This window comes from Streptomyces sp. NPDC002730, from assembly GCF_042888805.1.
GTDB lineage: Bacteria > Actinomycetota > Actinomycetes > Streptomycetales > Streptomycetaceae > Streptomyces.
In genome coordinates, this window is sequence record NZ_JBIAQG010000004.1 from 90,515 (window position 1) to 114,592 (window position 24,078).

13 protein-coding genes are annotated in these 24,078 nt (G+C 73.3%); 11 read left to right on the forward strand and 2 right to left on the reverse strand.

The window, feature by feature from the left end; translation table 11 throughout:
• Nucleotides 1-276 precede the first annotated feature (276 nt).
• Entirely contained in the window at nucleotides 277-480 is a 204-nt protein-coding gene (locus ACFYXH_RS11675) for a cold-shock protein (RefSeq protein ID WP_326647991.1), read from the forward strand.
• 160 nt (nucleotides 481-640) lie between these two features.
• Here the strand turns inward: ACFYXH_RS11675 and ACFYXH_RS11680 are convergent, their stop codons facing one another.
• Nucleotides 641-1,534: a LysR substrate-binding domain-containing protein gene (locus tag ACFYXH_RS11680; RefSeq protein WP_389561904.1), complete on the reverse strand. Its 894-nt coding sequence runs from the start codon at nucleotides 1,532-1,534 to the stop codon at nucleotides 641-643.
• Between the two features lie 416 nt (nucleotides 1,535-1,950).
• Here ACFYXH_RS11680 and ACFYXH_RS11685 point away from each other — a divergent pair, with 416 nt between their 5' ends.
• From ACFYXH_RS11685 to ACFYXH_RS11730, 10 genes are read left to right on the forward strand one after another with little or no spacing between them, the layout of a single operon-like run.
• Complete coding sequence (locus ACFYXH_RS11685) at nucleotides 1,951-8,904, forward strand: SDR family NAD(P)-dependent oxidoreductase (RefSeq protein WP_389562238.1); 6,954 nt, start codon at nucleotides 1,951-1,953, stop codon at nucleotides 8,902-8,904.
• On the forward strand, nucleotides 8,897-13,810 hold the full coding sequence (locus tag ACFYXH_RS11690; RefSeq protein WP_389561905.1) for a beta-ketoacyl synthase N-terminal-like domain-containing protein: 4,914 nt from the start codon (nucleotides 8,897-8,899) through the stop codon (nucleotides 13,808-13,810). The genes ACFYXH_RS11685 and ACFYXH_RS11690 overlap by 8 nt, the downstream gene beginning before the upstream one ends.
• Nucleotides 13,800-14,168 (forward strand): phosphopantetheine-binding protein, encoded by a 369-nt coding sequence (locus ACFYXH_RS11695; protein ID WP_389561906.1) that lies wholly within the window; start codon nucleotides 13,800-13,802, stop codon nucleotides 14,166-14,168. Before ACFYXH_RS11690 ends, ACFYXH_RS11695 begins: the two co-directional genes overlap by 11 nt.
• A gap of 7 nt (nucleotides 14,169-14,175) precedes the next feature.
• Nucleotides 14,176-15,036 (forward strand): alpha/beta fold hydrolase, encoded by an 861-nt coding sequence (locus ACFYXH_RS11700; protein WP_389561907.1) that lies wholly within the window; start codon nucleotides 14,176-14,178, stop codon nucleotides 15,034-15,036.
• Entirely contained in the window at nucleotides 15,033-16,199 is a 1,167-nt protein-coding gene (locus tag ACFYXH_RS11705) for a glycosyltransferase (RefSeq protein ID WP_389561908.1), read from the forward strand. Before ACFYXH_RS11700 ends, ACFYXH_RS11705 begins: the two co-directional genes overlap by 4 nt.
• On the forward strand, nucleotides 16,196-18,073 hold the full coding sequence (locus ACFYXH_RS11710) for a methyltransferase domain-containing protein (RefSeq protein WP_389561909.1): 1,878 nt from the start codon (nucleotides 16,196-16,198) through the stop codon (nucleotides 18,071-18,073). The genes ACFYXH_RS11705 and ACFYXH_RS11710 overlap by 4 nt, the downstream gene beginning before the upstream one ends.
• Before the next feature lie 5 nt (nucleotides 18,074-18,078).
• Nucleotides 18,079-18,996: a galactokinase gene (locus ACFYXH_RS11715; protein WP_389561910.1), complete on the forward strand. Its 918-nt coding sequence runs from the start codon at nucleotides 18,079-18,081 to the stop codon at nucleotides 18,994-18,996.
• Nucleotides 18,997-19,019: 23 nt separating this feature from the next.
• Nucleotides 19,020-20,213, forward strand: coding sequence for an alkaline phosphatase family protein (locus ACFYXH_RS11720; protein WP_389561911.1), 1,194 nt, complete (start codon nucleotides 19,020-19,022; stop codon nucleotides 20,211-20,213).
• A 46-nt stretch (nucleotides 20,214-20,259) separates the two neighbouring features.
• Entirely contained in the window at nucleotides 20,260-21,531 is a 1,272-nt protein-coding gene (locus ACFYXH_RS11725) for an MFS transporter (protein ID WP_389561912.1), read from the forward strand.
• Entirely contained in the window at nucleotides 21,528-22,544 is a 1,017-nt protein-coding gene (locus tag ACFYXH_RS11730) for a TolB family protein (RefSeq protein ID WP_389561913.1), read from the forward strand. The genes ACFYXH_RS11725 and ACFYXH_RS11730 overlap by 4 nt, the downstream gene beginning before the upstream one ends.
• Before the next feature lie 25 nt (nucleotides 22,545-22,569).
• Here ACFYXH_RS11730 and ACFYXH_RS11735 read toward each other — a convergent pair whose 3' ends face one another.
• Nucleotides 22,570-23,943, reverse strand: coding sequence for a DUF6777 domain-containing protein (locus tag ACFYXH_RS11735; RefSeq protein ID WP_389561914.1), 1,374 nt, complete (start codon nucleotides 23,941-23,943; stop codon nucleotides 22,570-22,572).
• Nucleotides 23,944-24,078: the final 135 nt, after the last annotated feature.

Sequence of the window (24,078 nt, forward strand, 5' to 3'; positions counted from 1 at the left end):
CGCGTCCGGACGACGGCCGGCGGGTCCCGGTGGGCGCCACACCGGGACCTCGCGCCGCTTTCGCGGGCGGCATCCCGCAACGACTTGATCGTTGTTGTGGCCGTACAGCCACTTGTCCGTGTAGCGTCGCGTTCAGCTGTCATGGTTCCGAAGTACCGGTCGCCCGTGAGCGCGAGTTCACGGGCGTTTTGCTGTTCAGAGTCTCTGAGGGCCAGGGCGATCACCTCCGGATCCCGCACGGTGCGGGAACCGACTACGAGTCCCCTTGGAGGACAAATGGCCAGCGGAACCGTCAAGTGGTTCAACTCGGAAAAGGGCTTCGGCTTCATTGAGCAGGACGGTGGAGGCCCGGACGTCTTCGCCCACTACTCGAACATCGCCACCTCGGGCTTCCGTGAGCTCCAGGAGGGCCAGAAGGTGACGTTCGACGTCACGCAGGGCCAGAAGGGCCCGCAGGCGGAGAACATCCTCCCCGCCTAGTTCAACCGGACGATGCGCCCGTACCCGCGACAGGGTGCGGGCGCATCGTGCCTCCGCCATGAGCAGAGCCCTCAGGGCAGGGCGGAGTCCTCAGGGCAGGGCAGGGGCCCTCAGAGCAGGGCAGGGGCCGATACCCGGGCGGGCAGGCCGGCCCGTCGGCTCACCTCGCGGGCTCCCGCACAGGCGCGTTGTGGCGTGCGTGCGAGAGGAAGGCGCGGGCGGCGCGGCTCAGCGGGCCGCGCGGATGCACTATGCCGACGGCGCGCAGCAGCGGCGGAGTGAAGGAACGAACCTCCACGCGGTGACCGAAGGCCCGTAACACCATGTCCCGGTACCAGATCAGCGAGCCGCGCCCGTCCGTCACACTGGTCACCCAGGCCAGCCGTTCATCCACTTCCACCACGGTCACGGGGCGCACGCCGAGGCGGCCGAACATCGCCTCGAGCTCCGTGCGCCGGCCTGTGCCCGGGGTCGGCAGCACCATCCGCAGTCCACCCAGCATCCGGAACGGCATCGGGTCGGGCAGCCCTGACCCCGGCGGGGAGATGAGTACGACCTCGCGGTCCTGGAGGTGGTGCGTGGAGAGTTCCTTGTCGACGGGGAGATCGACCAGGCCGAGCTCCGCCGAGCCGTCGATCAGTGCCCGCACGAGCGCCTCGCGGCTGTCGTGCTGGCGCAGGCGTACGTCGATGCCGTGGTGGCTTTCGGTGAAGGACGGCACCAGATCGGCGGCGAGGTCGAGGGAGAGGGTCGGGGTGGCGGCCAGGGTCAGCGTGCCGCGTGAACTGCCCGCGTGCGCCGGACCGATGTCCTCGATCGCCTCCACCGAGTCGAGGACTGTCCGGGCCAGGCGCACGACACGCGAGCCCTCGGGGGTGAGGGTCGCCGCTCTGCCCCTGCGGTCCAGCAGCGCCACACCCAGATCGCGTTCCAAGGACTGGATGGAGCGGGAGAGGGCCGGCTGGGCGATATAGACGGAGCAGGCCGCGGCAGTGATGGAGCGGCAGTCCGCGACGGCTACGAGATAGCGCAGCTGTTGCAGTGTGGGGGTCATGAGCGGACGTTAGCGGCCGGGCCTTGCGGGTGTAAGGGGCACCAGGGGGAACAAGTGTCCATTCGGCCAAGGGAGTTGAGCCGTGGCCGACAGCAGCCCATACCTCTGTGGCATGGGTGGCTGATGTGCGTTGACAGTGCCCGCCGACCGCCGCACCATTCAACGCGGCATGGCGGTTACTGACGGGTTATTCCTCCTGTGACACCCGTACACCCCCGGTACGCCGTCATCCGAGCGTCACGGCTGCGGCCGTGGCCGTGGTGCCGTGCACCCAGCGGCCGTGAAGCAATGCGCCTCTGCTCCCCCGCCCGGCCCTGCTCGGAACCCAAGGAGAGCCCGTGACCTCTCAGCACACCCGGCACTCCCGCCGGGATCTCGTCGTGGTGGTCAGCCCGTTCGAGGAGCCCCGTCCCCGGATGGTCGCGGCCGCGGAACGTGCCGGCGCGCTGGGCCTGCTCGACCTCGGCAGGGACCGCGACCGGGCGCGCAGCGCGCTTGCCGGGCTTCACGGGTCGTACGGAGTGCGGGTGCCGGCCGGATGCCCGCTCACGCCGGACGAACTGCCCGACGCCGTGGACACCGTGCTGCTCACCGAAGCCTGGTGGCGGACCGGAACGGGCGACTGGGCGGCCGGCGGTCGGCGCCGGGTGTGGGCCGAGGTCGTCAGCCCCGCCGAAGCCGCTGCCGCGGTCGCCGCCGGAGCGGCCGGAATCGTCGCCAAAGGACATGAGGCCGGCGGCCGGGTCGGCGAACTGACCACATTCGTACTGCTGCAACGCCTGCTCGCCGATCCGGGGTTGACGGTCCCGGTCCACGCGGCCGGCGGCATCGGCCCCCACACGGCCGCCGCCGCGGTCGCCGGCGGCGCCGCCGGCGTCGTACTCGACACGCAGCTCGCACTCACCACCGAGGGCGCGGACGGTCTGCCCCGCGAGGTCGCGGCCGCGATCCGTTCCATGGACGGCAGCGAAACCACCCTCGTCGCGGGTCACCGTGTCTACACCCGCCCGGATCTCGCACCGCCGGAAGGGGACATCGCCGAGGTGCTCGGCGCCGGGGATCTGCGCACCCAGCCGCTGCCCATCGGCCAGGACGGGGCGAGCGCCGCCCGGCTCGCCGCGTGCCACCGTACGACCGGCTCTGTCGTGCAGGCCGTACGGGCGGCCATCACCGACCACCTCGAAGCGGCCGTACGGGCCCGTCCTCTCCAGCCGCGCCCCGGCGCAGACCGGTTGCCGGCGGAAGGGCGCGTGACAGAGCGCCCGCCGGTGGACGAGCGCCCGCCCGTGGTCCAAGGACCCATGACCCGGGTCAGCGACCGGCCCGCGTTCGCCTCCGCCGTGGCCGACGCCGGTGGACTGCCCTTTCTCGCCCTGGCCGTGATGGACGGCCGCGAGGTACGCGAACTGCTCACCGAGACCGCCGAGCGCCTGGCCGGCCGGCCCTGGGGCGTCGGACTGCTCGGCTTCGCCCCGGACGAACTGCGCCGCGAACAGCTCGCCGCCGTCGCCGAAGCGCGCCCGCCGTACGCGATCATCGCCGGTGGCCGCCCCGCCCAGGCCGCCCCGCTCGAAGCCGCCGGAACCAGGACCTATCTGCACGTACCCTCGCCGGGACTGCTGGAGCAATTCCTCGCCGAGGGAGCGCGACGGTTCGTCTTCGAAGGGCTCGAGTGCGGCGGCCACATCGGCCCGCGTGCCGCCTTCCCGCTCTGGGAGGAGCAGCTCGAGCTGCTGCTCTCCTGCCCCCGCCCCGCCGAACTCGACGTGCTCTTCGCCGGCGGCATCCACGACGAGCGCTCCGCGGCGATGGCCGCTGCCGCCGCCGGGCCGCTGGCCGAGCGCGGCGCCCGGACCGGCGTACTCATGGGCACCGCCTACCTGTTCACCGAGGAGGCCGTCGCGGCCGGAGCCGTACTGCCGGGCTTTCAGCGGGCAGCGCTCGACTGCGACACCACCACACTGCTCCGCACCGCGCCGGGGCACGCGACACGCTGCGCCGCCACACCGTACGCCGACACGTTCACCGCCACCGCGCAGTGGCTGCGGCAGGACGGCGCGAGCCCGAACGAGGTCTGGGAGGAGCTGGAGAAACTCAACCTCGGGCGGCTGCGTATCGCCAGCAAGGGCCTGCGCCACACCGCTGCGGGACCCGTCCCGGTGGAGGAGGACGAGCAGCGCGGCGAGGGACTGTACATGCTCGGCCAGATCGCCACCGCACGCACTGACACAACCACGGTCGCCGCCCTGCACGCCCAGGTGACCGATGGCGCGACGGCACTGCTCGCCGAGCGCGCCGAACAGCTCCGGGGTCTTTGGGCCGAGCCCGCTCCGCACGAAGAAGCCCCGCTCGACATCGCCGTCGTCGGCATGGCATGCCGCTACCCCGGCGCCGGCGACCTCGCCGGGTACTGGGCGAACATCGTTGCCGGGACCGACTCCGTGGGCGAAGTGCCCGCCGACCGCTGGGACCCGGCTGCCCACTACGACCCCGACCCGGCACGGGCAGGGGAGCGGACTCCGTCCCGGTGGGGCGGCTTCCTGCCGCCCGCACCGTTCGACGCGCTCAGCCACGGCATCGCCCCGGCCTCGCTCGGCAGCATCGAACCGGTACAGCTGCTCGCCCTCGACGTCTCCGCCCGGGCCCTCGCAGACGCCGGTTACGCCAGGGAGCGGCAGTTCGACCGCTCCCGGACCTCAGTCGTCTTCGGCGCCGAAGCCGGCACCGACCTCGCCGGCGCCTACGGCTTCCGTGCCCTCCACTCCGGCTACCTCGGTGAGCTGCCGCCCGAACTGGACGCCCAACTGCCGCGGCTGACCGAGGACTCCTTCCCAGGAGTCCTCGCGAATGTCATCGCCGGACGCGTCGCCAACCGCCTCGACCTCGGCGGCGCCAACTGCACGATCGACGCCGCCTGCGCCTCCTCGCTCGCCGCCCTCGACCTGGCCTGCAAGCAACTGCGCGACGGCGACAGCGACATGGTGCTGTGCGGCGGCGCCGATGTGCACAACGGCATCAACGACTACCTGATGTTCGCCTCCGTACGCGCACTGTCGCCCACCGGCCGGTGCCGGCCCTTCGACGCGGCCGCCGACGGCATCGCCCTGGGCGAGGGCGTCGCCTGCCTCGTCCTCAAACGCCTCGCCGACGCCGAACGCGACGGCGACCGTATCTACGCCGTCGTCAAGGCCGTTGGCGCATCCAGCGACGGACGCTCGCTCGGCCTCACCGCACCACGCCCCGAAGGACAGCGCCGCGCCCTGGAACGTGCCTACCGGCGGGCCGGAATCGCGCCCGCCGAGATCGGTCTCGTGGAGGCACACGGCACGGGCACCGTCGTGGGCGACAGCACCGAACTGACCGTCCTCACCGAGGTCTTCGGCGGCGGTGGCGGCCCGGGCTTCTGCTCGCTCGGCTCGGTCAAGTCGCAGCTCGGCCATACGAAGTGTGCGGCGGGTCTGGCCGGGCTCATCAAGGCGGTCCGGGCCGTGCACTCCGGCGTACGGCCGCCGACTCTGCATCTGACCAGCCCCAACCCCGACTGGCGGCCGGACAGCAGCCCCTTCTTCTTCGACACGGAGGCCAGACCGTGGGCCGCGCCCGCCGGGCGGCGGCTCGCCGCGGTCAGCGCCTTCGGCTTCGGCGGCACCAACTACCACGCCGTTCTCGCCGGGTACGCGGATGCGGGCGAGCCCGCGCAGGGGCTGGACTCCTGGCCCGCCGAGCTGTTCTGCTTCCGCGGCGCCGGCCGCAAGGCCGCGCTGCGCGCCATCGACCGCCTCGCCGTCCGGCTGGAACAGAATGATGCGGCGGGACGTCCCTGGCCGCTGCGCGACCTCGCTGCCGAGGCTTCCGCGGGCTCCGCGGGCTCCGCGGATGAGGGCCAGGCCCAGGTCCCCGTCCAGGTCGCGGTCGTCGCCACCAGCCTGGACGACCTGGCCGAAAAGCTGGACCGGGCCCGGGAGTTCGTCTCCGGCGACGGTGTCCACGCAGCCGATGACACGGGCGCCCCTGGCCGGATGGCCTTCCTCTTCCCGGGGCAGGGCAGTCAGCGCCCGGGCATGCTGAGCGATCTCTTCATCGCGTTCCCGCGCCTGCGGTCGCTGCTGTACGACGCGGATCCGCGCCGCGTCGCCGCGATGTTCCCGCCCGCCGCCTTCACCCCCGAGGAACGAGCCGCCCAGCGCGCCGCCGTCACCGACACCCGGACCGCCCAGCCCGCCCTCGGCCTCGCCGGCGCCGCCGCGCATCTGCTGCTCACCTCGGTGGGAGTACGCCCTGACTGCACGGCCGGGCATTCCTACGGCGAACTGGTCGCCCTCTGGGCGGCCGGTGCGTACGACACCGAGACCCTCCTGCGGCTCAGCGACCGCCGTGCCGAGGCGATTCTGGCCGCCGCCGGGGACGACCCCGGAGCGATGGCCGCCGTGCCGTCGGCCCCGGACGGCATACCCGAGCTGCCGGCCGGATGTGTCGTCGCCAACCACAACGCGCCCCGGCAGAGCGTCATATCGGGCCCGACCCCGGCGGTCGAGGCCGCGATTGCCGCGTTGCGCGAGGCGGGTATCGCGGCCGAACGCATCCCGGTGGCCTGCGCCTTCCACAGCGAAGTTGTCGCCGGTGGAGCCGGTGCGCTGGCCGCCGAACTGGCCGGCACGGCCGTTGCCGCGCCCGCCGTCCCGGTCTGGTCCAACACCACCGCGCGCCCGTACCCCGGCGACCCGGCGGCCGTCCGGGAACTGCTGGCCCGTCAGCTCGCCGAGCCCGTGCGCTTCGTCGAGCAGATCGAGGCCATGTACGCGGCCGGTGTGCGCACCTTCGTCGAGGCCGGCCCCGGCCGGGTGCTCACCGGCCTGGTCGGCCGCATCCTGGGCGACCGGCCGCACAACGCCGTCCCCCTCGACGTGCAGGGTGAGAACGGTCTGACCCGCCTGGTCACCGCGCTCGCCGAACTCGCCGTGGCGGGCGTGCCGATCGACCTCGAGCCACTGTTCACGGGCCGTACGGTGGCGCTGCCCGCCGAGCCGCCGCGGCGCGCCGGATGGCTGGTGGACGGCCACCTCGTACGGACCGCGGACGGCGAGCCCGTGGCGGGCGGGCTGCGCCCGGCCCGGCGGGTGGCGGTGGCCCGTCCGGTGGCGGCGGTGGACCGGCGGGAGGACGCCGTACTGGAGTATCTGCGCGGAGCGCGGGAACTGGTGGCCGCGCAACGAGACGTTCTGCTGGGCTACTTGGGGGCGGGCGGGGCATCGGCAACGCCATCGGCGATGCCGACCGCGCCGGAGCCCGAGTCGAACGCCGCCGTGCCGACCGAGCACTCCGTGCCGACCGAGCCGCAGCCCGTGGCCGACCCGGCCGTCACACATCCTCTGACGCCAGATCAACTCATGGACGCGGTACTGGAGATCGTCCACGTCCGCACCGGCTACCCGCGGGAGATGCTCGACCCCGGCCTCGACCTGGAGGCCGACCTTTCGGTGGACTCCATCAAACGGGTGGAGATCATCGGTGCGCTCGCCGACCGGATCGGGCTGCCGCAGGGTGCGGACGGCCCGGCGGAATCGGCGGTGGAGGAACTCGCGCGGCTGAAGACCATCAGCGGAATCGTCGACTGGATCGTCGCGCGTGGCACGACCACTGATCCGGCAGTGGATGCGATGACGGACGCGATGACGGATGCGATGACGGATCCGGGCGTGGTCCCTGGCCTGGTCCCGGTCACGGGTGCGGGCCTTGGCGCAGGACGGTCTGCGGGCGGCGACCGGCCCCCGAACGTGGTCCAGGATCCGGCCACGGGCCGGGCGGCGAGCCCGGTCACCGAACAGAGCCCCGCCCGGCCCGCGCGGCTCCTGGTCGAGGTCACGCCCGTGGGTCCGCCCGCGCCCCGCGACCCCGCCGACGTACTGCCCGGCCGGCGGTTCGCCGTCGTCGACGACGGACTCGGGGTCGCCGTCGCTCTCGCCGCGGCGCTCGAGGCCCGGGGCGCCGAGGTACGTATCGTCCACCAGGACCGCCTGGCCGACGCCGCCGGATCCGACGCCGACGGTGTCGTGGACCTCAGCGCGCTGCGACCCGCCCCCGCCCCCGTGCTTCCGGAAGCCTTCGCCGCACTGCGCGAGACCCTGATCGCGGGAACCCGCCGACTGCTGCTCGTCACCGGCTGCGGGGGAGCGTTCGGCCGAACCGCGCAGTCACCGGACGCACCGGACGCGCCCGACGCACAGGGCTTCCCGGGTTCCGCCGACCCGGACCCGATCCCCGGCGCCGGACTCTACGGTTTCGCCCGTACCGCCGCGATCGAATACCCCGGCACCCAGATACGCGCCGTGGACGTCGATCCCAAGGACCGTCCCGAGCGGATCGCCGCACATCTGATCGCCGAACTGTGCGCGCCCGAGGAACCGGTGGCCGTCGGGTACACCAACGGCACCCGCAACACGCTGCGTACCGTCCCCGCCCCCCTCACCGACACCGCACCGGCGCCACAGCTCCCGTTCGGCCGCGAAGCTGTCGTACTGCTCACCGGCGGAGCCCGCGGCATCACCGCTCGTACAGCCATCGCCCTCGCAGCTGCCACCGGCTGCCACATCGAACTCATCGGCCGCACCCCGCCCCCCGACGCCGCCGAGGACCCGGCCGTCGCCCACGCCCACGACCGGGTCGCGCTGCGCGCGGCTCTCGTCAGCCAGGGCCTGCGCACCCCCGCCGAGATCGAGGCGGCAGCGTCCCGCATCCTGGCCGCACGCGAGATCCGCGCGACCCTCGCCGCCCTCACCGGCGTTGCCGCCTCCGTGCGCTACCACGCGGCTGACGTCACCGACTCCGATGCCGTACGAGCCGTCATGGAAGACATACGCACACGTCACGGCCGCCTCGACGGGATCGTGCACGGCGCCGGAACCATCCAGGACAAGCTGCTCAGCGACAAGGACCCGGCCTCCTTCGCCCGGGTGTTCGCCACCAAGGTCGACGGCGCCCGGCACCTCGCCGACGCCGCCGCCGATCACGGCGACGCCCCCGCACCGGCCTTCCTTGCCCTCTTCGGCAGCGTCGCCGGTGTCTTCGGCAACCGCGGTCAGGCCGACTACGCGGCCGCCAACGACGCCCTGGACACGCTCGCCGCCACCCCCGCCTGGTCGCGCCGTTTCCCCGGCCGCGTCGTCGCCGTCGACTGGGGCCCCTGGGCGGCCGAGGCCGGCGGAATGGTGACGCCGGAGCTGGAACGGATGTACGCGAGCCGCGGCATCCCGCTCATCGACCCGGCCGGAGGAACTGCCGCGTTCCTCGCCGAGCTGGCGCACGGCACCGGGGGCCAGGTCGTACTCCTCGCGGAAGAGAGTTCCGTTCCGGGCGAGGCGCGCCGTGGCTGACTCGCGGGGCGGCCCACGCCCGGCCGACGCCGCCATCGTCGGCATGGGCGCCGTCTTCCCCGGCGCCGCCGACCTGGCCGCCTACCGGACCAACCTGTTCGCGGGCACGGACGCCATCACCGACGTACCGCCCGGCCGCTGGGACCCCGATGTCTACTACGACCCGCACGGCGCCGAAGGAACCGCCCGCAGCGACCGCTTCTACTGCCGGCGCGGCGGTTTCATCGACGGCCTCGCCGCCTTCGACCCGACCCGCTTCGGCATCATGCCCGCCGCCGTGGCCGGGGCAGAGCCCGACCAGCTGCTCGCGCTGCGCGTCATCGCCGAGGCCGTGGCCGATGCCGGAGGCGAGGAGCGGCTGCCCGCCGACCGCTCCAGGATCGGGGTCATCCTGGGCCGCGGCGGGTTCATGGGCGTCGCCACCGCCCGCCTCGACCAGCGCGTGCGCACCGCCCACCAACTCGCGGCGACCCTGCGCGAACTCGCCCCCGAGCTGGGCGAGGACCGGATCGCGGCCGTCCGTGAGGCCTTCCAGGCCGGCCTCGGCCCGGAACGGCCGGAGGCATCCATCGGCCTCGTCCCCAGCTTCACCGCCGCGCGTACCGCCAACCGCCTCGACTTCCGCGGCCCCGCCTACACCCTCGACGCCGCCTGTGCCTCCTCCCTGCTGGCCGTCGAGCAGGCGGCCGGCCTGCTGGCGGGCGGCAGCTGCGATCTGGTGGTGGCCGGGGCGGTGCACCACTGCCATATCGCCACCCTGTGGAGCGTCTTCACCCAACTGCGGGCGCTCAGCCCGAGCCAGCACATCCGCCCCTTCGACCGGCGCGCCGACGGCACGCTGCTGTCCGAAGGCACCGGCGTCGTCCTCCTCAAGCGCCTGGCCGACGCCGAACGCGACGGCGACCGTGTCTACGCCGTCGTACGAGGAGTCGGCGTGGCCGGTGACGGCCGGGCGGCGAGCCTGATGAGCCCCTTGGTGGACGGCCAGGTGCGCGCCCTGGCCCAGGCCTGGGCGCGGTCCGGTCTCGACCCGGCCGCGCCCGACGCGCTCGGCCTGCTGGAGGCGCACGGCACCGGGACGCCGGTCGGCGACGAGGCCGAACTCGCAACCCTGGCCCGGGTCTTCGGCCCTCCCGCGGCGGGCGTCGAACCGGTCGCGATGGGGTCGGTGAAGTCGATGCTCGGCCACACCATGCAGGCCTCCGGGATGGCCGGGCTGATCAAGGCCGCGCTCGCCGTGCACGACGGGATCCTGCCACCGACCCTCCATCTCGACGACCCGCACGAGGACTTCGCCCGTACGCGGATGCGCCCGGTGACGGAGGCGGAGCCCTGGGAGCGGGGGAGGGCACCGCGACGGGCGGGCGTGAATGCGTTCGGCTTCGGCGGCATCAATGCGCATGTGGTGCTGGAGGAGGCGCCCGGGGCCCCGGCGGCGGCTGCCGCCCCCGGACGACGGCGTGACCGGGATGCGGCGCACCGCGTCGCCGAGCCGGTTTCCCGGGGCCCCGGGAGGTCCGGGGGCCGAGCCGGCCAGGAGAGGGTCCCGCCGGCCCCGGACGAGCAGCGCGCCCCGTCGGCGGCCGCCGCCGAGGCAGGGGAAGCCACGATGACTCTGCTTGCCGCCGCGTCCCCAGGCGAACTTGCCCGCCTCGTCGAGGAGTTGTCGGCCTCCGGCCAGGTCCCTGCGACGCCCCGGTCCAACGGCTCCTGCCGCCTCGCCGTCCTCGGACTCACACCCAAGCGCCGGGCTCTTGCAGCGGCGGTCGTCGCCAGAGGGAAGCCGTGGCGCGGCCGCGGCGGCGTCTGGTTCACTCCAAGTCCGCTCCTCGGGCGCGATGCCGGCCGACTGGCGTTCCTCTTCCCGGGCCTGGAACCGGACTTCACCCCCTGCGTCGACGACGTCGCCGACCGCTTCGGACTGCCGAGGCCCGCCCTGACAGGCGGCGGCACGCTGGTGGAACGGGCGGTCGACGCCATAGCCGTCGGACGGCTCTTCGCCCGCGTCCTCCCCGAACTCGGCATCGAGGCGGACCTCCTGGCCGGGCACAGCCTCGGCGAGTGGACCGCCATGGTGGTCGCCGGGATGTACCCGCAGCGCGCCGTCGACACCTTCCTCGACTCGCTGCGGCCGGGCGATCTCGACGTCCCCGATCTGGTGTACGCGGCACTCGGCTGCGGTGCGCGCCAGGCCGCCGACGCGCTGCGCGGGCTGGACCGCGTCGCCGTCAGCCATGACAACTGCCCGCACCAGTCGGTGCTGTGCGGCGAGCCCGGTCCGGTGGCCGAAGCGCTGACCCGGCTGGCCGCCGAGGGTGTGCTCGCCCAGGAGCTGCCCTTTCGATCGGGCTTCCATACGCCGATGTGGGCGCCGTATCTCGACCAGGTGCGCGCCGCGTTCGCCGCGCTGCCACTGCGTCCCCAGACCGTGCCCGTCTGGTCGGCGACCACGGGCACCGCGTACCCGGAGCCCGAGCACGAAGTCCGGGAGGTGGTGCTGCGCCACCTGCTGGAGCCGGTGCGCTTCCGGGAGCTGACGGCACGGCTGTACGCGGAGGGCGTACGGGCCTTCGTCCAGATGGGTCCGGGCAGCCTCCCCGGTTTCGTGGGGGACACCTTGCACGGCCGGGCGCACCTCGCGGTCTCGGCGGGCGCGGCCCGCGGCGGCAGCGGCCTTGACCAACTGCGGCGGCTGGCTGCTGCGTTGTGGACGGAGGGGCTGAATCCGCGCTGGGAGCGGCTGACGGAGCACGAGCCGCCTTCGCCCGCAGTGCCGGCCTCCGCGGTTCCCGCGCCGTCCGCCGCGCCGGCTTCTGCCGATGCCGCCCTCGTCCCACCGGCCGCGCTCGCACCACCCGACAGGCCCACGGCCGACGCGCAGAGCCTCGTACGGCTCGACGGCGCCGCAACCGTCGAGCCGACGGCGCACGCCGCGCCCGCCGCCTCCGCGCACGGTCTCGTACGGCTCGATCTCGGCTCCCCGCTGGTGAGCATGGGCGGCGCCGCGCCCGCGCTGCACCTGGGCGGGCCGACCCGGCCGACCCGTTCACCCGTCGCCGGTCATCCTGCGCTGCGGTCGGCCCTGGACGCCGTACTGGAGGAGACGGAGGGCGCGGCACGCACCGTCGTCGAAGCTTGTCGGGCGGCAGCCCCCGCGGTGGCACCGAGTGCACGCCAGCCCTCGGCGGCGTACGCGCCCGGGGTCCCCTCCTCGCCGGCTGTCGGGGTCCCCTCCTCGCCCGCCGTCGGGGTCCCCGCCGCGAGCCCCGGCGCTCGGCAGCAAGCCGCACCGGCCGCCTCCCGCGTCCCGGCCGCCCCCGCACCGCCCCCTGTCCACCGCACCCGGCGTCGGCTCTCTCTCGAGACCATGCCGTACGTCCTTGACCACTGCGTCTATCTCCAGCCCGACACCTGGCCCGAGCCCTCCGACCGCTTCCCGGTCGTCCCCATGACCACGCTGCTCGAGCTGGCCGCCGACGCCGCACGCCAATCCGTGCCCGGACGCGTGGTGGCCGGCTTCGACGACGTAAGGGCCCTGCGCTGGCTGCCCGTCGCTCCGCCCGTCGATGCGGAGATCAGCGCCACACCCGCCGCCGACGGCAGCGGCCGGGTACGCGTCGAGATAGGCGGGTGCGCGACCGCCACCGTCGTGCTCGCCGGCCGGCACACCGCCCGCCCCGCTCCCGACCCCGCCCCCCTCACCGGCGAAGGACCGCCACCCGTCAGCGCCGAAGCCCTCTACCGCGACCGATGGATGTTCCACGGGCCGGGATTCGCCGGGGTGCACGAAGTGACCGCCGTCGCCGAGGACGGTATCCGCGGGCTGCTGCGCGCCCTGCCCGCGCCGGGCGCGCTGCTGGATGCCGCCGGGCAACTGCTCGGCCACTGGATGCAGTTGCGCCTCACCGCCGACCGACTGGTCTTCCCGGCGTCGCTGGAGCGGGTCCGCCTCTACGGACCAGCACCCCGCGACGGCGAACTCCTGCGTGCCACCGCCCGTATCCGCGCCCTGCGGCCGGACTCGGTACGGGGCGACGTGGAACTCACCTCCGCCGACGGCACACTCTGGGCCCGCCTGGAAGGCTGGACGTACCGGCGCTTCGCCGCCGACGAGCGGGTCTGGCCGATGAAGTTCACCCCCGAGATCTGCGGTATCGGCGAGCCTCAGCCCGGCGGCTGGTGCCTGGCGCGGCGCCGCTGGACCGACCCCGCCTCGCAGGAGCTGGTGATGCGGCGCTATCTGGGCGCCGCCGAGCGCGCGGTGTACGAGCAGCGCCCGCCGCGGGCCCGCGCGGCCTGGCTGCTCGGGCGGATCGCCGCGAAGGACGCGGTGCGCCAGCTCCTGTGGGACGACGGCGCGGGGCCGCTCTTCCCCGTGGAGATCCCGGTCGGCAACGACGAACACGGGCGCCCCCGCACGGAAGGCCCGCTCGCCGCCGGACTCCGGCTCTCCCTCGCCCACAAGGACCGGCTGGCTGTCGCGTACGCCCATCCCGCCCAGGCTGTCGGCATCGATATCGAGGCCGTCACCGACGACCCCGGCGCACTGAGCCGTATCGCCCTCACCTCCGACGAGCGGCGACTCGCCGGGCAACTCGCCGCGCGGGAAGGGTCCGGCCTCGCACAGGCGCTCACCGCACTCTGGTGCGCCAAGGAAGCCGCCGCCAAGGCAGAGGGCACGGGCCTGGGCGGACGCCTGCGGCAGTGGACCGTCACCGACCGATCCACCGGGCTCCGTGTGACTTCTCCCGAGGGCCGTAGCCACACCGTGCGGATCAGCACGGTCCACGACCGGCCGGGCCCGGACACCCCACCCGAGGTCTTCGTCGTCGCGTGGACCGTCCCGGCCCGCACTCCCGCCCGCTCAGTCACCCCCACCCCGACGGAGGCCAGCCATGGCATCTGACCCCACGGCCGAACGCATACTCGCCGAGATCACCGCCATGCTCGTCGAGACGGTCGGCGACGAGTTCCTCCTCGCGGAGGAGGTCACGTTGGAGACCACGTTCAACGAGGACCTGGCCCTGGAGAGCATCGAGTTCGTCGCACTCGCCGAGCTGCTCCAGCAGCGGTACGGCACAGCGGTGGACCTGATCGCGTTCCTGGCCGAGAAGGACATGGAGGAGATCCTGGCCATGACGGTCGGCGACCTCGTGTCCCATATCGCCGACACACCGACGCCGGCTCCCACGCCCACGTCGGCTCCCACGCCCACGCCCGCCCCGACGGCCGCTCCCGCTCCGGCCCCGGCCCCCGCCGCCTGAACCCGCCATGGCCGAAGTCCTCGCCAACTCCCTCCGCTTCCACGTCCACCGGCTGCCCGGCGGTGACGTGAGCCGTACTGCGGGCACGACCGTCGTCTTCCTCCACGGTCTGGTCGTCGACAACCTCTCCAGCTTCTACGCCACCCTCGCCGTCCCCGCCGCGCGGGCCGGCCACGATGTCGTCCTCTACGACCTGCGCGGCCACGGCCGCACCGAGCGACCCCCCACCGGTTACGACATCGGCACCGCCGTACGGGACCTGACCACCCTGCTCGCCGCCCTGGGCCTGGACGAACGGCCCGTACACCTCATAGGCAACAGCTACGGCGGCACGATCGCGCTGCACACCGCACTCGCGCGCCCCGACCTCGTCGCCGGGCTCGTCCTGGTCGAGGCCCCGCTGAACGGTCCCTGGATCGAGAACATGCTCGACACACTGTCCGTCGCAGCCCTCGCCCTCGAAGGCAGCCAGGTGCCGCAGGAACTCTCCTCGCTCGGTGCGCGCAAGGCCGCCCGGCTGACCGCCACCGCCGACGAACTCCTCAACCGCACCACGCTGATCGACGACATCGCGGCGAGCCGGCCGTTCACGCCGACGGACTTCGCCCGGGTGCGCTGCCCGGTGCTGGCCGTCTGCGGCGAGCACTCCGAACTCGTCCCGGGTGCCCGGGAACTGGCCCACCACGCACCCAACTGCACCGTCCGTATCATCCCGGGCCTGGGCCACGACGTGCTCCAGGGCGGCACCGAAGAGCTCCGGCGTGCGGTGCTCGACCGACTGGCCGAAGCCGCACGGCCGCGCTCTGAAGGTGCCGAGCGCGACCGGCGCTCCGGGTGCTCCGAGCGCGCGCAGGCGGTGGTCGTATGAAGGCCCTGTTCGTCGTCCCGCCGCTTGCCGGGCACATCAACCCCACTGTCGCCGTCGCCGCCGAGCTGGCCGCGCGCGGTCACCGGGTGGCCTGGACGGGTCCCGCCGAAGTGCTGCCCCGACTCCTGCCGGCGGGCGCCGCGCTGTTTCCCTCCGGCGACCGCGCCGGGCCCGCGGCCTACGGTTCGCTGCACGCGCACTGGCGCGATCTGCGCGGCGTCGCCGCCCTGCGTTTCCTCTGGGAGGAGGCGCTCATCCCGCTCGCCCACGCGATGCTGCCGGGTGTCGAAGCGGCGGTCGACGCGTACGCCCCCGATCTGCTCGTCGTCGACCAGCAGGCCCTCGCAGGCGCGGTGATCGCGCAGCGGCGCGGGCTGCCGTGGGTGACGTCGGCGACGACCTCGGCCGAATTCACCCGGCCCTTCGCCGGCTTCCCCAGAGTGGGGGAGTGGGTGGCGGAGCGGATCGCCGGACTGCTCGCCGACTCCGGAGCACCGGGCGGCTGGGACCCCCGTTACTCGGACCGCCTGGTCCTGGTCTTCTCCACGCTCGAACTGGTCGGCGCGGACGAGCCGTACCCCGGGCACTACGCCTTCGTCGGCCCCGCAATGAGCCCTCGCCCGTCGGACGGCTCGGCCTTTCCGTGGCGGCGGCTCGATCCCGTACGACGGCGGGTCCTGGTATCGCTCGGCACGCTCAACCGCGAGGCCGGCGGCCGCTTCTACGCCGCGGTGCTGCAGGCCGCCGAACGGCTCGCCGACCGTGTGCAGTTGATCCTGGCCGCGCCCAGGGACGTGGTCGGCGAAGTACCGGATCATGTCCTGCTCCTGGAACACGTTCCCCAGCTCCAGCTGTTGCCCCACCTCGACGCCGTCGTCTGCCACGGCGGCCACAACACGGTCTGCGAGGCACTCGCGCACGGCCTGCCCCTGGTCGTCGCCCCGATCCGCGACGACCAGCCGATCGTCGCCCAGCAGGTCGCTGCGGCGGGGGCCGGGATCCGGGTCCGCTTCGGCCGGGCCCGCGCGGACGAACTCCATGCCGCACTCGACGCCGCACTCGACGACCCCGCCCACCGCCGGGCCGCCCGCCGCATCCAGGCCTCGTTCGCCGCGGCCGGCGGTGCCGCGGCCGCGGCCGACCAGTTGGAGAAACTGATATGACGCCGTTCCCGACTGACCTCCCATGGGCCGCGATCGTCGCACTGGCCGGGCTCACCGCGGGCACCGTGCGCGCTCGTCGCAGGCTGCGCGCCGTACCCGTCCTGGAACCGGCCTCCCACACCCACACCGCACCGCCTCCGGGCCGCTGGCACCTGATCAGCGCCCGCGGAGTCGAGGTCGACGACGCCACGGTGCGCGCCGCCGTCGCCCACGCCGAACGGACCGGCCTGCAGGTACTCGACCTGGTTCCCGCCCGCCTCGACACCGAACGCGCTCTGAGCCTGCTCCGGATCCTCGACCTCAGCGCCGCCCGCTACAACCGCACGGCCGACGGCCGCGGCGCGGGACACGCCCTGCTGATCGCCGAGGACGTCCGGCACCGGGCCGGCGTGGAGTGCGACACCGGTCCCGACTCGTGTCCCGGCCCCGCCGAACTGCACATCCTCCTGCGGCGGTTGAAGCCGTACGCCCCCGCCGCCACCGGCGTCGCCATCGCACCCGGCCTGGCCGCCCCGGCCCCCGCCCCCGCCCGCCGTGCCGCTGAACTGCGCGCCCAAGGGCTGCCCCCGGGCCTGCTGACCGTTGCTCAACTGGCCGGTCTCGCCCTGCTCGTCCGGGCGGCCGTCGCGGACGGCGGCTGGGGGGCCGCGGCCGCCGCCCTGTACTGGCTGCAGCCCGCCCTGATCCTCGGCGGCCCGCGCACCCCGCTGCGCCCGGCCGACCTGATCCGCGCCACCGCAGCGCGGCCCCTGTACTCGCTCGGCGCCGCTCTGCGTACGGCCTCGAGCCACCGCTCCGGACCTGCCGGAACGTCTCCCGAGTTGGAGGCGCTGCGCCCCGCCTATGCCGCCGAACTCAAGGCCGGCACCGACCGGTTCTTCGAGCCTCGTCGCGACGACTGCCCCTGGTGCGGCTCCACCCAGCTCTCGGTGCGTATCCGCGTACCCGATCTGCTCCAGGGCAAGCCGGGCCGTTTCACCCTCGAACAGTGCGGCGAGTGCGGACACGTCTTCCAGAACCCCCGCCTCTCCCTGGACGGCCTCGACTTCTACTACCGCGACTTCTACGAGGGCCTGGGCGTCGGAGGCGCGGCCCAGGTGTTCGGCACGATGGGCCGCTCGTACCGCGCCCGCGCCGCCATGCTGAAGCCGTTCGGGACGCCCACCGCCTGGCTCGACGTGGGCACCGGGCACGGTCACTTCTGCGACAGCGCGCGCGACATCTGGCCAGGCACCCGCTTCGACGGTCTGGACATGAGCGCCGCCGTACGCGAGGCGGAGGCACGCGGCTGGGTCGGCACCGCCCACCAGGGCCAGTTCCCCGATCTCGCCGCCGGGCTCGTCCACCGCTACGACACCGTCAGCATGTACCACTATCTGGAGCACACCCGCGAGCCGCTCGCCGAACTCGACGCGGCCGCTGCCGTGCTGGCCCCCGGCGGGCATCTGCTCATCGAGCTGCCGGACCCCGAATCACGGCTCGCCCGCCTCCTTGGCCCGCACTGGCTGCCCTGGTTCCAGCCCCAGCACCAGCACCTCATCCCGATCGCCAACCTCCGGCAGGCACTGGCCGACCGCGGATTCACCGTCCTGGCGGAGGAGCACGGCGCGGCCCACCAGTCCTGCGATTTCGTCGGTGCCGTCCTCCTCACTGCGAACCGGCTCGCCCCTCACCCGTACGCCCCCTGGGGACCGGGCACCGCGACCCGCACCCGGCGGGTGGTCCGCACCGTCGTGCACACCGCGGCGCTGCCGTGCTTCGCCGTCGCGGCAGCCCTCGACGGGGTGCGTGCGGCGGTGGCCCGCGCAACCGAAGGGGGCAACGCCTACCGCCTGCTGGCCCGCAGGACGCCGGCGGCTCAAGAGACGGGGTGACGGCGATGAGCACGGACACGAGCAGGGACATGAGCACGGCCACGAGCACGCTGGACATCGCCCGCCGCCACACCGCCGACCCGCTCTTCCGGCTGGTCGCCTATGCCCTCGAATCAGCGCACGACCGCCCCCCGGCCACGGTGTGGAGCGCCCCGCACGCCTTCCACCTGGGCTCGCCCCACGTCGTCGCCGCGGCCGGCTGGCCCGTGGCAGCGGCCGCGGCCCCGCGCGAGGACGGCCTGGTGCGGCTGAGCTCCCTCGCCCACCCCGCGCAGAGCTGCGAACTCCCGCTCACCGGACCGCCATTGCCCCACCCCGACTGGGCCGCCCGCAGCTACGCCCTGCTGCGCACCATGGCCCGCGCCGGATACGGCCGTGGCGGCATCGACCTGCACATCCACTCCACGCTGACAGCGGCGGCCGGTCTCTCGAGCACGGAGCCGCTGGAGTGCGCCGTGGCGCTCGCGGTCGCCGATCTGCACGCCGGCCGCACCAGACCGCGACCGCCGCGTGGCCGACTCGCCGCCCTCGCCCGGGCAGCGGCGCCCGCCGGTGACGAAGCCCTGCGGCAGGCCGTGCTCTTCGCACGCCCCGGCAGGGCTCTGCTGCTCGACAACGGCCGCCGGCGGCGTATCCCCTTCGACCCGCCCGAACACGGGGCGAAGCTGATGCTCCTGGTGACACGCGGCGAGGGACCCGGCGCCGCTGACATCCGGCGCGCCCTGGACGCCGCTCGGCGCGTAGGTGTGCTCGCCGCCTGGCGGCCCGGACGAGAGCCGGGGCGCAGCGCCCTGGTGCTGTTGCCGCAGGACCGGCTGACGACCCTCCGTACCACCGTGGCCGAGGAGTTCCGCAGCCGCGGACGGCCCGTACCGCGCTTCCTGAACATCGCCGTGGCGGGCGCGGCCCGCCGCGAGGAGTGAGAGGAACAAGGAGGAACACCCTCATGGAGCCAAGAGCCCTACCGGAACGGTCACCGCACGGCAGCAGCACCAGCAGGTGGCGCACAGCTGCCGCCGGGATCTTCAGCACGCTCTGTCTGGTCGCCACCCTCGGCGCGGCCGACTCGCATGCCGCAGCGCCGAAGGCGGCTGCCGCGCTGCCCGGTTACGACCACGTCATCGTCGTCGTCTTCGAGAACAAGCAGTACGGCGAGATCATCGGCAGCTCCAACGCGCCCTACATCAACCAGCTCGCGAACGCCGGCGCCAGTCTGACCGGCATGAAGGCGCTGACCCACCCCAGCCAGCCGAACTACTTCAACCTCTTCTCCGGCAGCACCCAGGGCATCACGGGCGACGGCTGCTACACACCGCAGTCCATGAGCGCCGCCAACCTCGGACAGGAGCTGACCGCCGCCGGCAAGACCTTCGCCACCTACAACGAGGACCTGCCGAGCGAGGGCTCCACCGCCTGCACGAACGGCCAGTACGCGCAGAAGCACAACCCCTGGTTCGCCTTCAAGAACGTGCCTCTCAACACCGGCAAGACCTGGGCGCAGTTCCCGAAGAACGACTTCACCCAGCTGCCGCACCTGTCGTTCGTCGTCCCGAACCAGTGCAATGACATGCACTCGTGCTCGGTCGGCACCGGTGACACATGGGTGAAGAACAACCTCGACGCATACGCCCAGTGGGCCAAGGCCAACAACAGTCTGCTGGTGCTGACTTGGGACGAGGACAACTACCTCGGCTCCAACCGGATCGCCACAGTCTTCTCCGGGGCCAAGGTCAAGCAGGGCATATTCAGCGGCGCGTACAACCACTACAACCTGCTGCGCACTTTCGAGGACCTGTTCGGCACCACCCACGCAGGCAACGCGGCGAGCGCGACCCCCGTCACCGAGGTCTTCGGCGACGGCACTCCGCCGCCCGGCGGGGATCTGAGCGTGGCCAACCCCGGTGCGCAGACGTGCAGGTTCAACCAGAGCTGCACCATCCAGATCACCGCGACCGGCGGCAGAACGCCGCTCAAGTACAGCGCCTCCGGACTGCCGTTCGGCCTGTCCATCGACACCTCGACCGGCCGTATCAGCGGAAAACCCTGGCAGACCGGCACCGTCCAGATCACCGCCACCGCCACCGACTCCACCGCTGTCTCTGCCGGCACCACCTTCCCCCTGACCGTCAACTGGTTCTGAGTCGCGATCTTCTGGCGAATCATCAGCGACTGGAGAGGAGACCCCCGTGTACCTGTCGGCCGGGCGGGCCGCCGACACCACGGCGGGCGTACGCCGCACCCGGCCGAGCCCGGCGCGCGGTAAGGGAGCCCGCCGCGCGGTCGGCGGCAACGTCATCGCACTCGGCGCGGTCAGCCTGGTGACGGATGTCGCGGCCGAGATGGTCACCGCCGTACTGCCGCTCTATCTCGTCGTCGGGCTCGGTATGTCCCCGCTCGCCTTCGGCGCCCTCGACGGCCTCTACCAGGGTGCGACCGTGCTGTCCCGGCTGGTCGGCGGTCACCTCGCCGACCGCGCCCAGCGGCGCAAACTCGTCGCCGGCACCGGCTATGCCCTGTCCGCCTGCTGCAAGCTCGCCCTGCTCGCCGCCACGACACCCTGGGCGGTCGGCGCCGTCCTCGCCGCCGACCGCACCGGCAAAGGGCTCCGCACCGCCCCACGCGACGCGCTGATTTCTCTGTCCTGCCCGCCCGAGGAGCAGGGCAGAGCCTTCGGAGTGCACCGGGCGATGGACACCGCGGGCGCGCTGCTCGGGCCGCTCGCCGCATTCGCCGTGCTGTGGGCCGCGCGCGACGGCTACGACGCGGTGTTCGTGGTCAGCTTCTGCGCCGCCGCATTCGGTGTGCTGCTCCTTGTGCTCTTCGTACGGGACGCCTCGACGCGAAGTCCCGCCGCGGCGAACCGAAAGCGACGCGGCCCGGGGTCGCTGCGCACCCTCGCCCGCACCCCCGGCCTGCCGCGGCTGTGTCTGATCGCCGCGCTGCTCGGCGTGGTCACGGTGAGCGACTCGTTCCTCTATCTGCTGCTCCAGCGCCGCCTCGACCTGCCCACTGCGTACTTCCCGCTGCTGCCCGTCGGCGCCGCCGCCGGATTTCTGCTGCTGGCAGTGCCGCTCGGCCGGCTGGCCGACCGGATCGGCCGCCGCGCGGTCTTCCTCGCGGGCCATGGGGCGCTGCTCATCGCGTACGGGCTGCTCCTCGCATCCTGGGCGGGCGGACCGGCCGTGGCCGGGTGCGTACTGGTGCTGCTCGGTGTCTTCTACGCGGCAACCGACGGCGTGCTGATGGCCGCCGCCGGCCCGCTGCTGCCGCCGCACCTGAAGGCGAGCGGCCTCGGCCTCCTCCAGACGGCCGGGGCCCTCGCCCGCTTCGTGGGCTCACTGCTCTTCGGCGCGGCCTGGATGTACCTCGGTCCTGAAGGCGCTCTGACCGTGGCTGCCACCGGTCTGGCCGTCGCCATGGCTGTGGCCGTCGTCCTCCACCGAGGGAGTCACCCATGAGCATGCGGGCCAGGCTGCTCATCCTTGCCCTCGCCACCGCGGTCCTGGCCTCGGTCGCCGCCGTCGCCACGCTGCGGGCCGCCGACCGCGCGGCCGAGCGCGAGCGGGCCAGACCCGGCGAACCGGTCGCCCGGCCCGGTGCGGTGACGTTGCGTCAGCCCGGTCGGCTCCTCTTCCGCAACCTTGCCTGGGGCCCGCAGCGCGACCACATCTCCTCCGTTCCGCTGACCAGCCCGGCCGCCCCGCGCACCGCCGCGCCCGGCAACTGCCTGCGCTTCCACGCGGCCGCCGGCACGGGCATCTGTCTCCGAGCCACCGGCGGAGTCATCCCCGGCCACGAAGCCGTGCTCCTCGACGAGCGATTGCGGCCCGTCCGTACGTTTCCGGCGCCCGGCATGCCCACCCGCGCCCGGGTGTCGCCGAGCGGACGACTGGCGGCGTGGACGGTCTTCGTCAGCGGCGATTCCTACGCGGGCGGCGCCTTCTCCACCCGTACCGCCATCTACGACACCCGCACCGGCACCCTCCACGCCGACCTCGAGAAGTTCACCGTGATCAAGGACGGGCATCGAGACCGGGCCGCCGACCACAACTTCTGGGGCGTCACCTTCGCCGCCGCCGACAACCGCTTCTATGCGACCCTCGCCACCGGCGGACATACCTATCTGGTCGAGGGCGACCTGGCCCTGCGTACCCTGCGCACCGTGCGCGAGAACGTCGAGTGCCCCTCCCTCTCCCCGGACGGCACCCGCGTCGCCTTCAAGAAGCGAATCCCCGGCGCCCCCGCAGCCACCCCTTGGCGGCTGCATGTGCTGGACTTGCGCACAGGCAGGGAGACTGCGCCCGCCGAGCGGAGAAGCGTCGACGACCAGCCCCTTTGGTTGACCGGCGACACGCTCCTCTACGCGCTGCCCGGCGACTTCGGTGCCGACCTCTGGTCGATTCCGGCGGACGGCGGCGGAACACCCCGGCTGACCGTGAAGTCCGGCACGTCTCCGGCCGTCATCACCTGAGCCGTCCCAGGTTGAGTCCGGTTCCTCAGGACACGGGTGCGTACGGTTGGAGGGGAGGCTCCACTGCGGATTCGGGGGGAGGTTCCGGGACGGCGGGAGGCGGTGGCGCAGGCAGCGAGGCGTCCGACGGCGGGGCTTCCTCGGGCGGCGAGTATGCCGGGGGCTCGGAGGACTGCGGCTGCGGGTTCTCCTCTCCCGGGGACGGCGGCGACGGCGCTGGGGGCTCGGAGGACTCCGGCTGCAGGTTCTGCCTGTCGGGGGACGGCGACGAACTGCCGGGAGAGGGCGATGACTTGCCCGGGGACGGCGACGAGCTGCCCGGAGAGGGCGATGACTTGCCCGGGGACGGCGACGATTTGCCCGGGGACGGTGACGACGTGTCCGGGAAGCGTGGCAGCTCTATTCTCGCCGGCGGTGGGGTCCGCTTGTCGTAGCGGCCGTCGGTGTCGCCCCTGTCGCGGGCGAACCAGTCATTTTTGTGCGGGTCGAACACGATGAACACGTTCACCACCGTGACGGAGGGCGCCACGACCACGACGTTCGAGGGCCGGTACGCGGGCCAGGGGTCACCCTTCCGTTGGGGTGTGCCCTTCGTCGGGACCAGAGGCCGCAGCGGATTGCCGCAGCCGCAGCGCACCTGCGGCACGCCGCGGGCGTCGACGAGCACGGCCGTACCGGCCTGCAGCACCGCCTGGTAGCTGGTGGAGGCACCGTTCTTGTAGCCGTGGTTGGTGACCCGGGTGTCCATCCCCAGCTGTACGGGCGTCAATGACCGCAGAAACCCGGGAACGGCGGCGGGCGCGATGCCGTGGACCGAGGCAAACGCCCTGTTCTTGGCCGGATCGGCCGTGAGAGAGCTGATCTGCTTCTCCACGTCGCAGCTGGCGACCTTACGGGTCCCGGTGTACAGGCCGGGGGTCGATCCCCGCACGCTGCGGGTGGCGTTGGCCGGGGTCTCGGAGCTGCTCGGCAGTCTGGGCAGCGTCGGTGGAGGGGAGCTCTCCCGCGCCGTCGATTCGGTGTACGGATCCGGTCCGGTCGAGCCGGCGGGCTCGAGGACCACCTCGCCGGCCTTGGCCGACTCGGGACGGGTGAAGACGATGGTCAGCACCACCGCGGCCACGAGCGCGGCGGCGACCGCCGCAATGCGTGGTACGGACCGCCACCAGGGGTGGCCGGGTCCCTCGCCCGAGCCCTTCGCCGGTCCGCCTGACCCGCCTGTGCCGCCGGGTCCGCCCGCCCCTCCGGGACCGCCTGTGCCGCCGAAGCCCCCGCCGCTCGGTGGGGGCTCGGGCGGCACCGGACCGGGCGGAGGCGTCGAACCCGGCTGCGACGGGCCCGAGAGTGGGCCGGAGGGAGGTCCGGTGGGGCGTTCGGAGGGTGGTGGTTGGGCACTCACGGGCTCTTCTTCCCAGCGTAGGAATCGTGCAGCGCAGGAAACTCGGCACAGGAATGTCAGTGAATGTCGTAGAAAGTGAAGTACGTTCACTTTCTTCCTTGACCATCACCATTGTGTGCGCCGCACCCGTCCGGC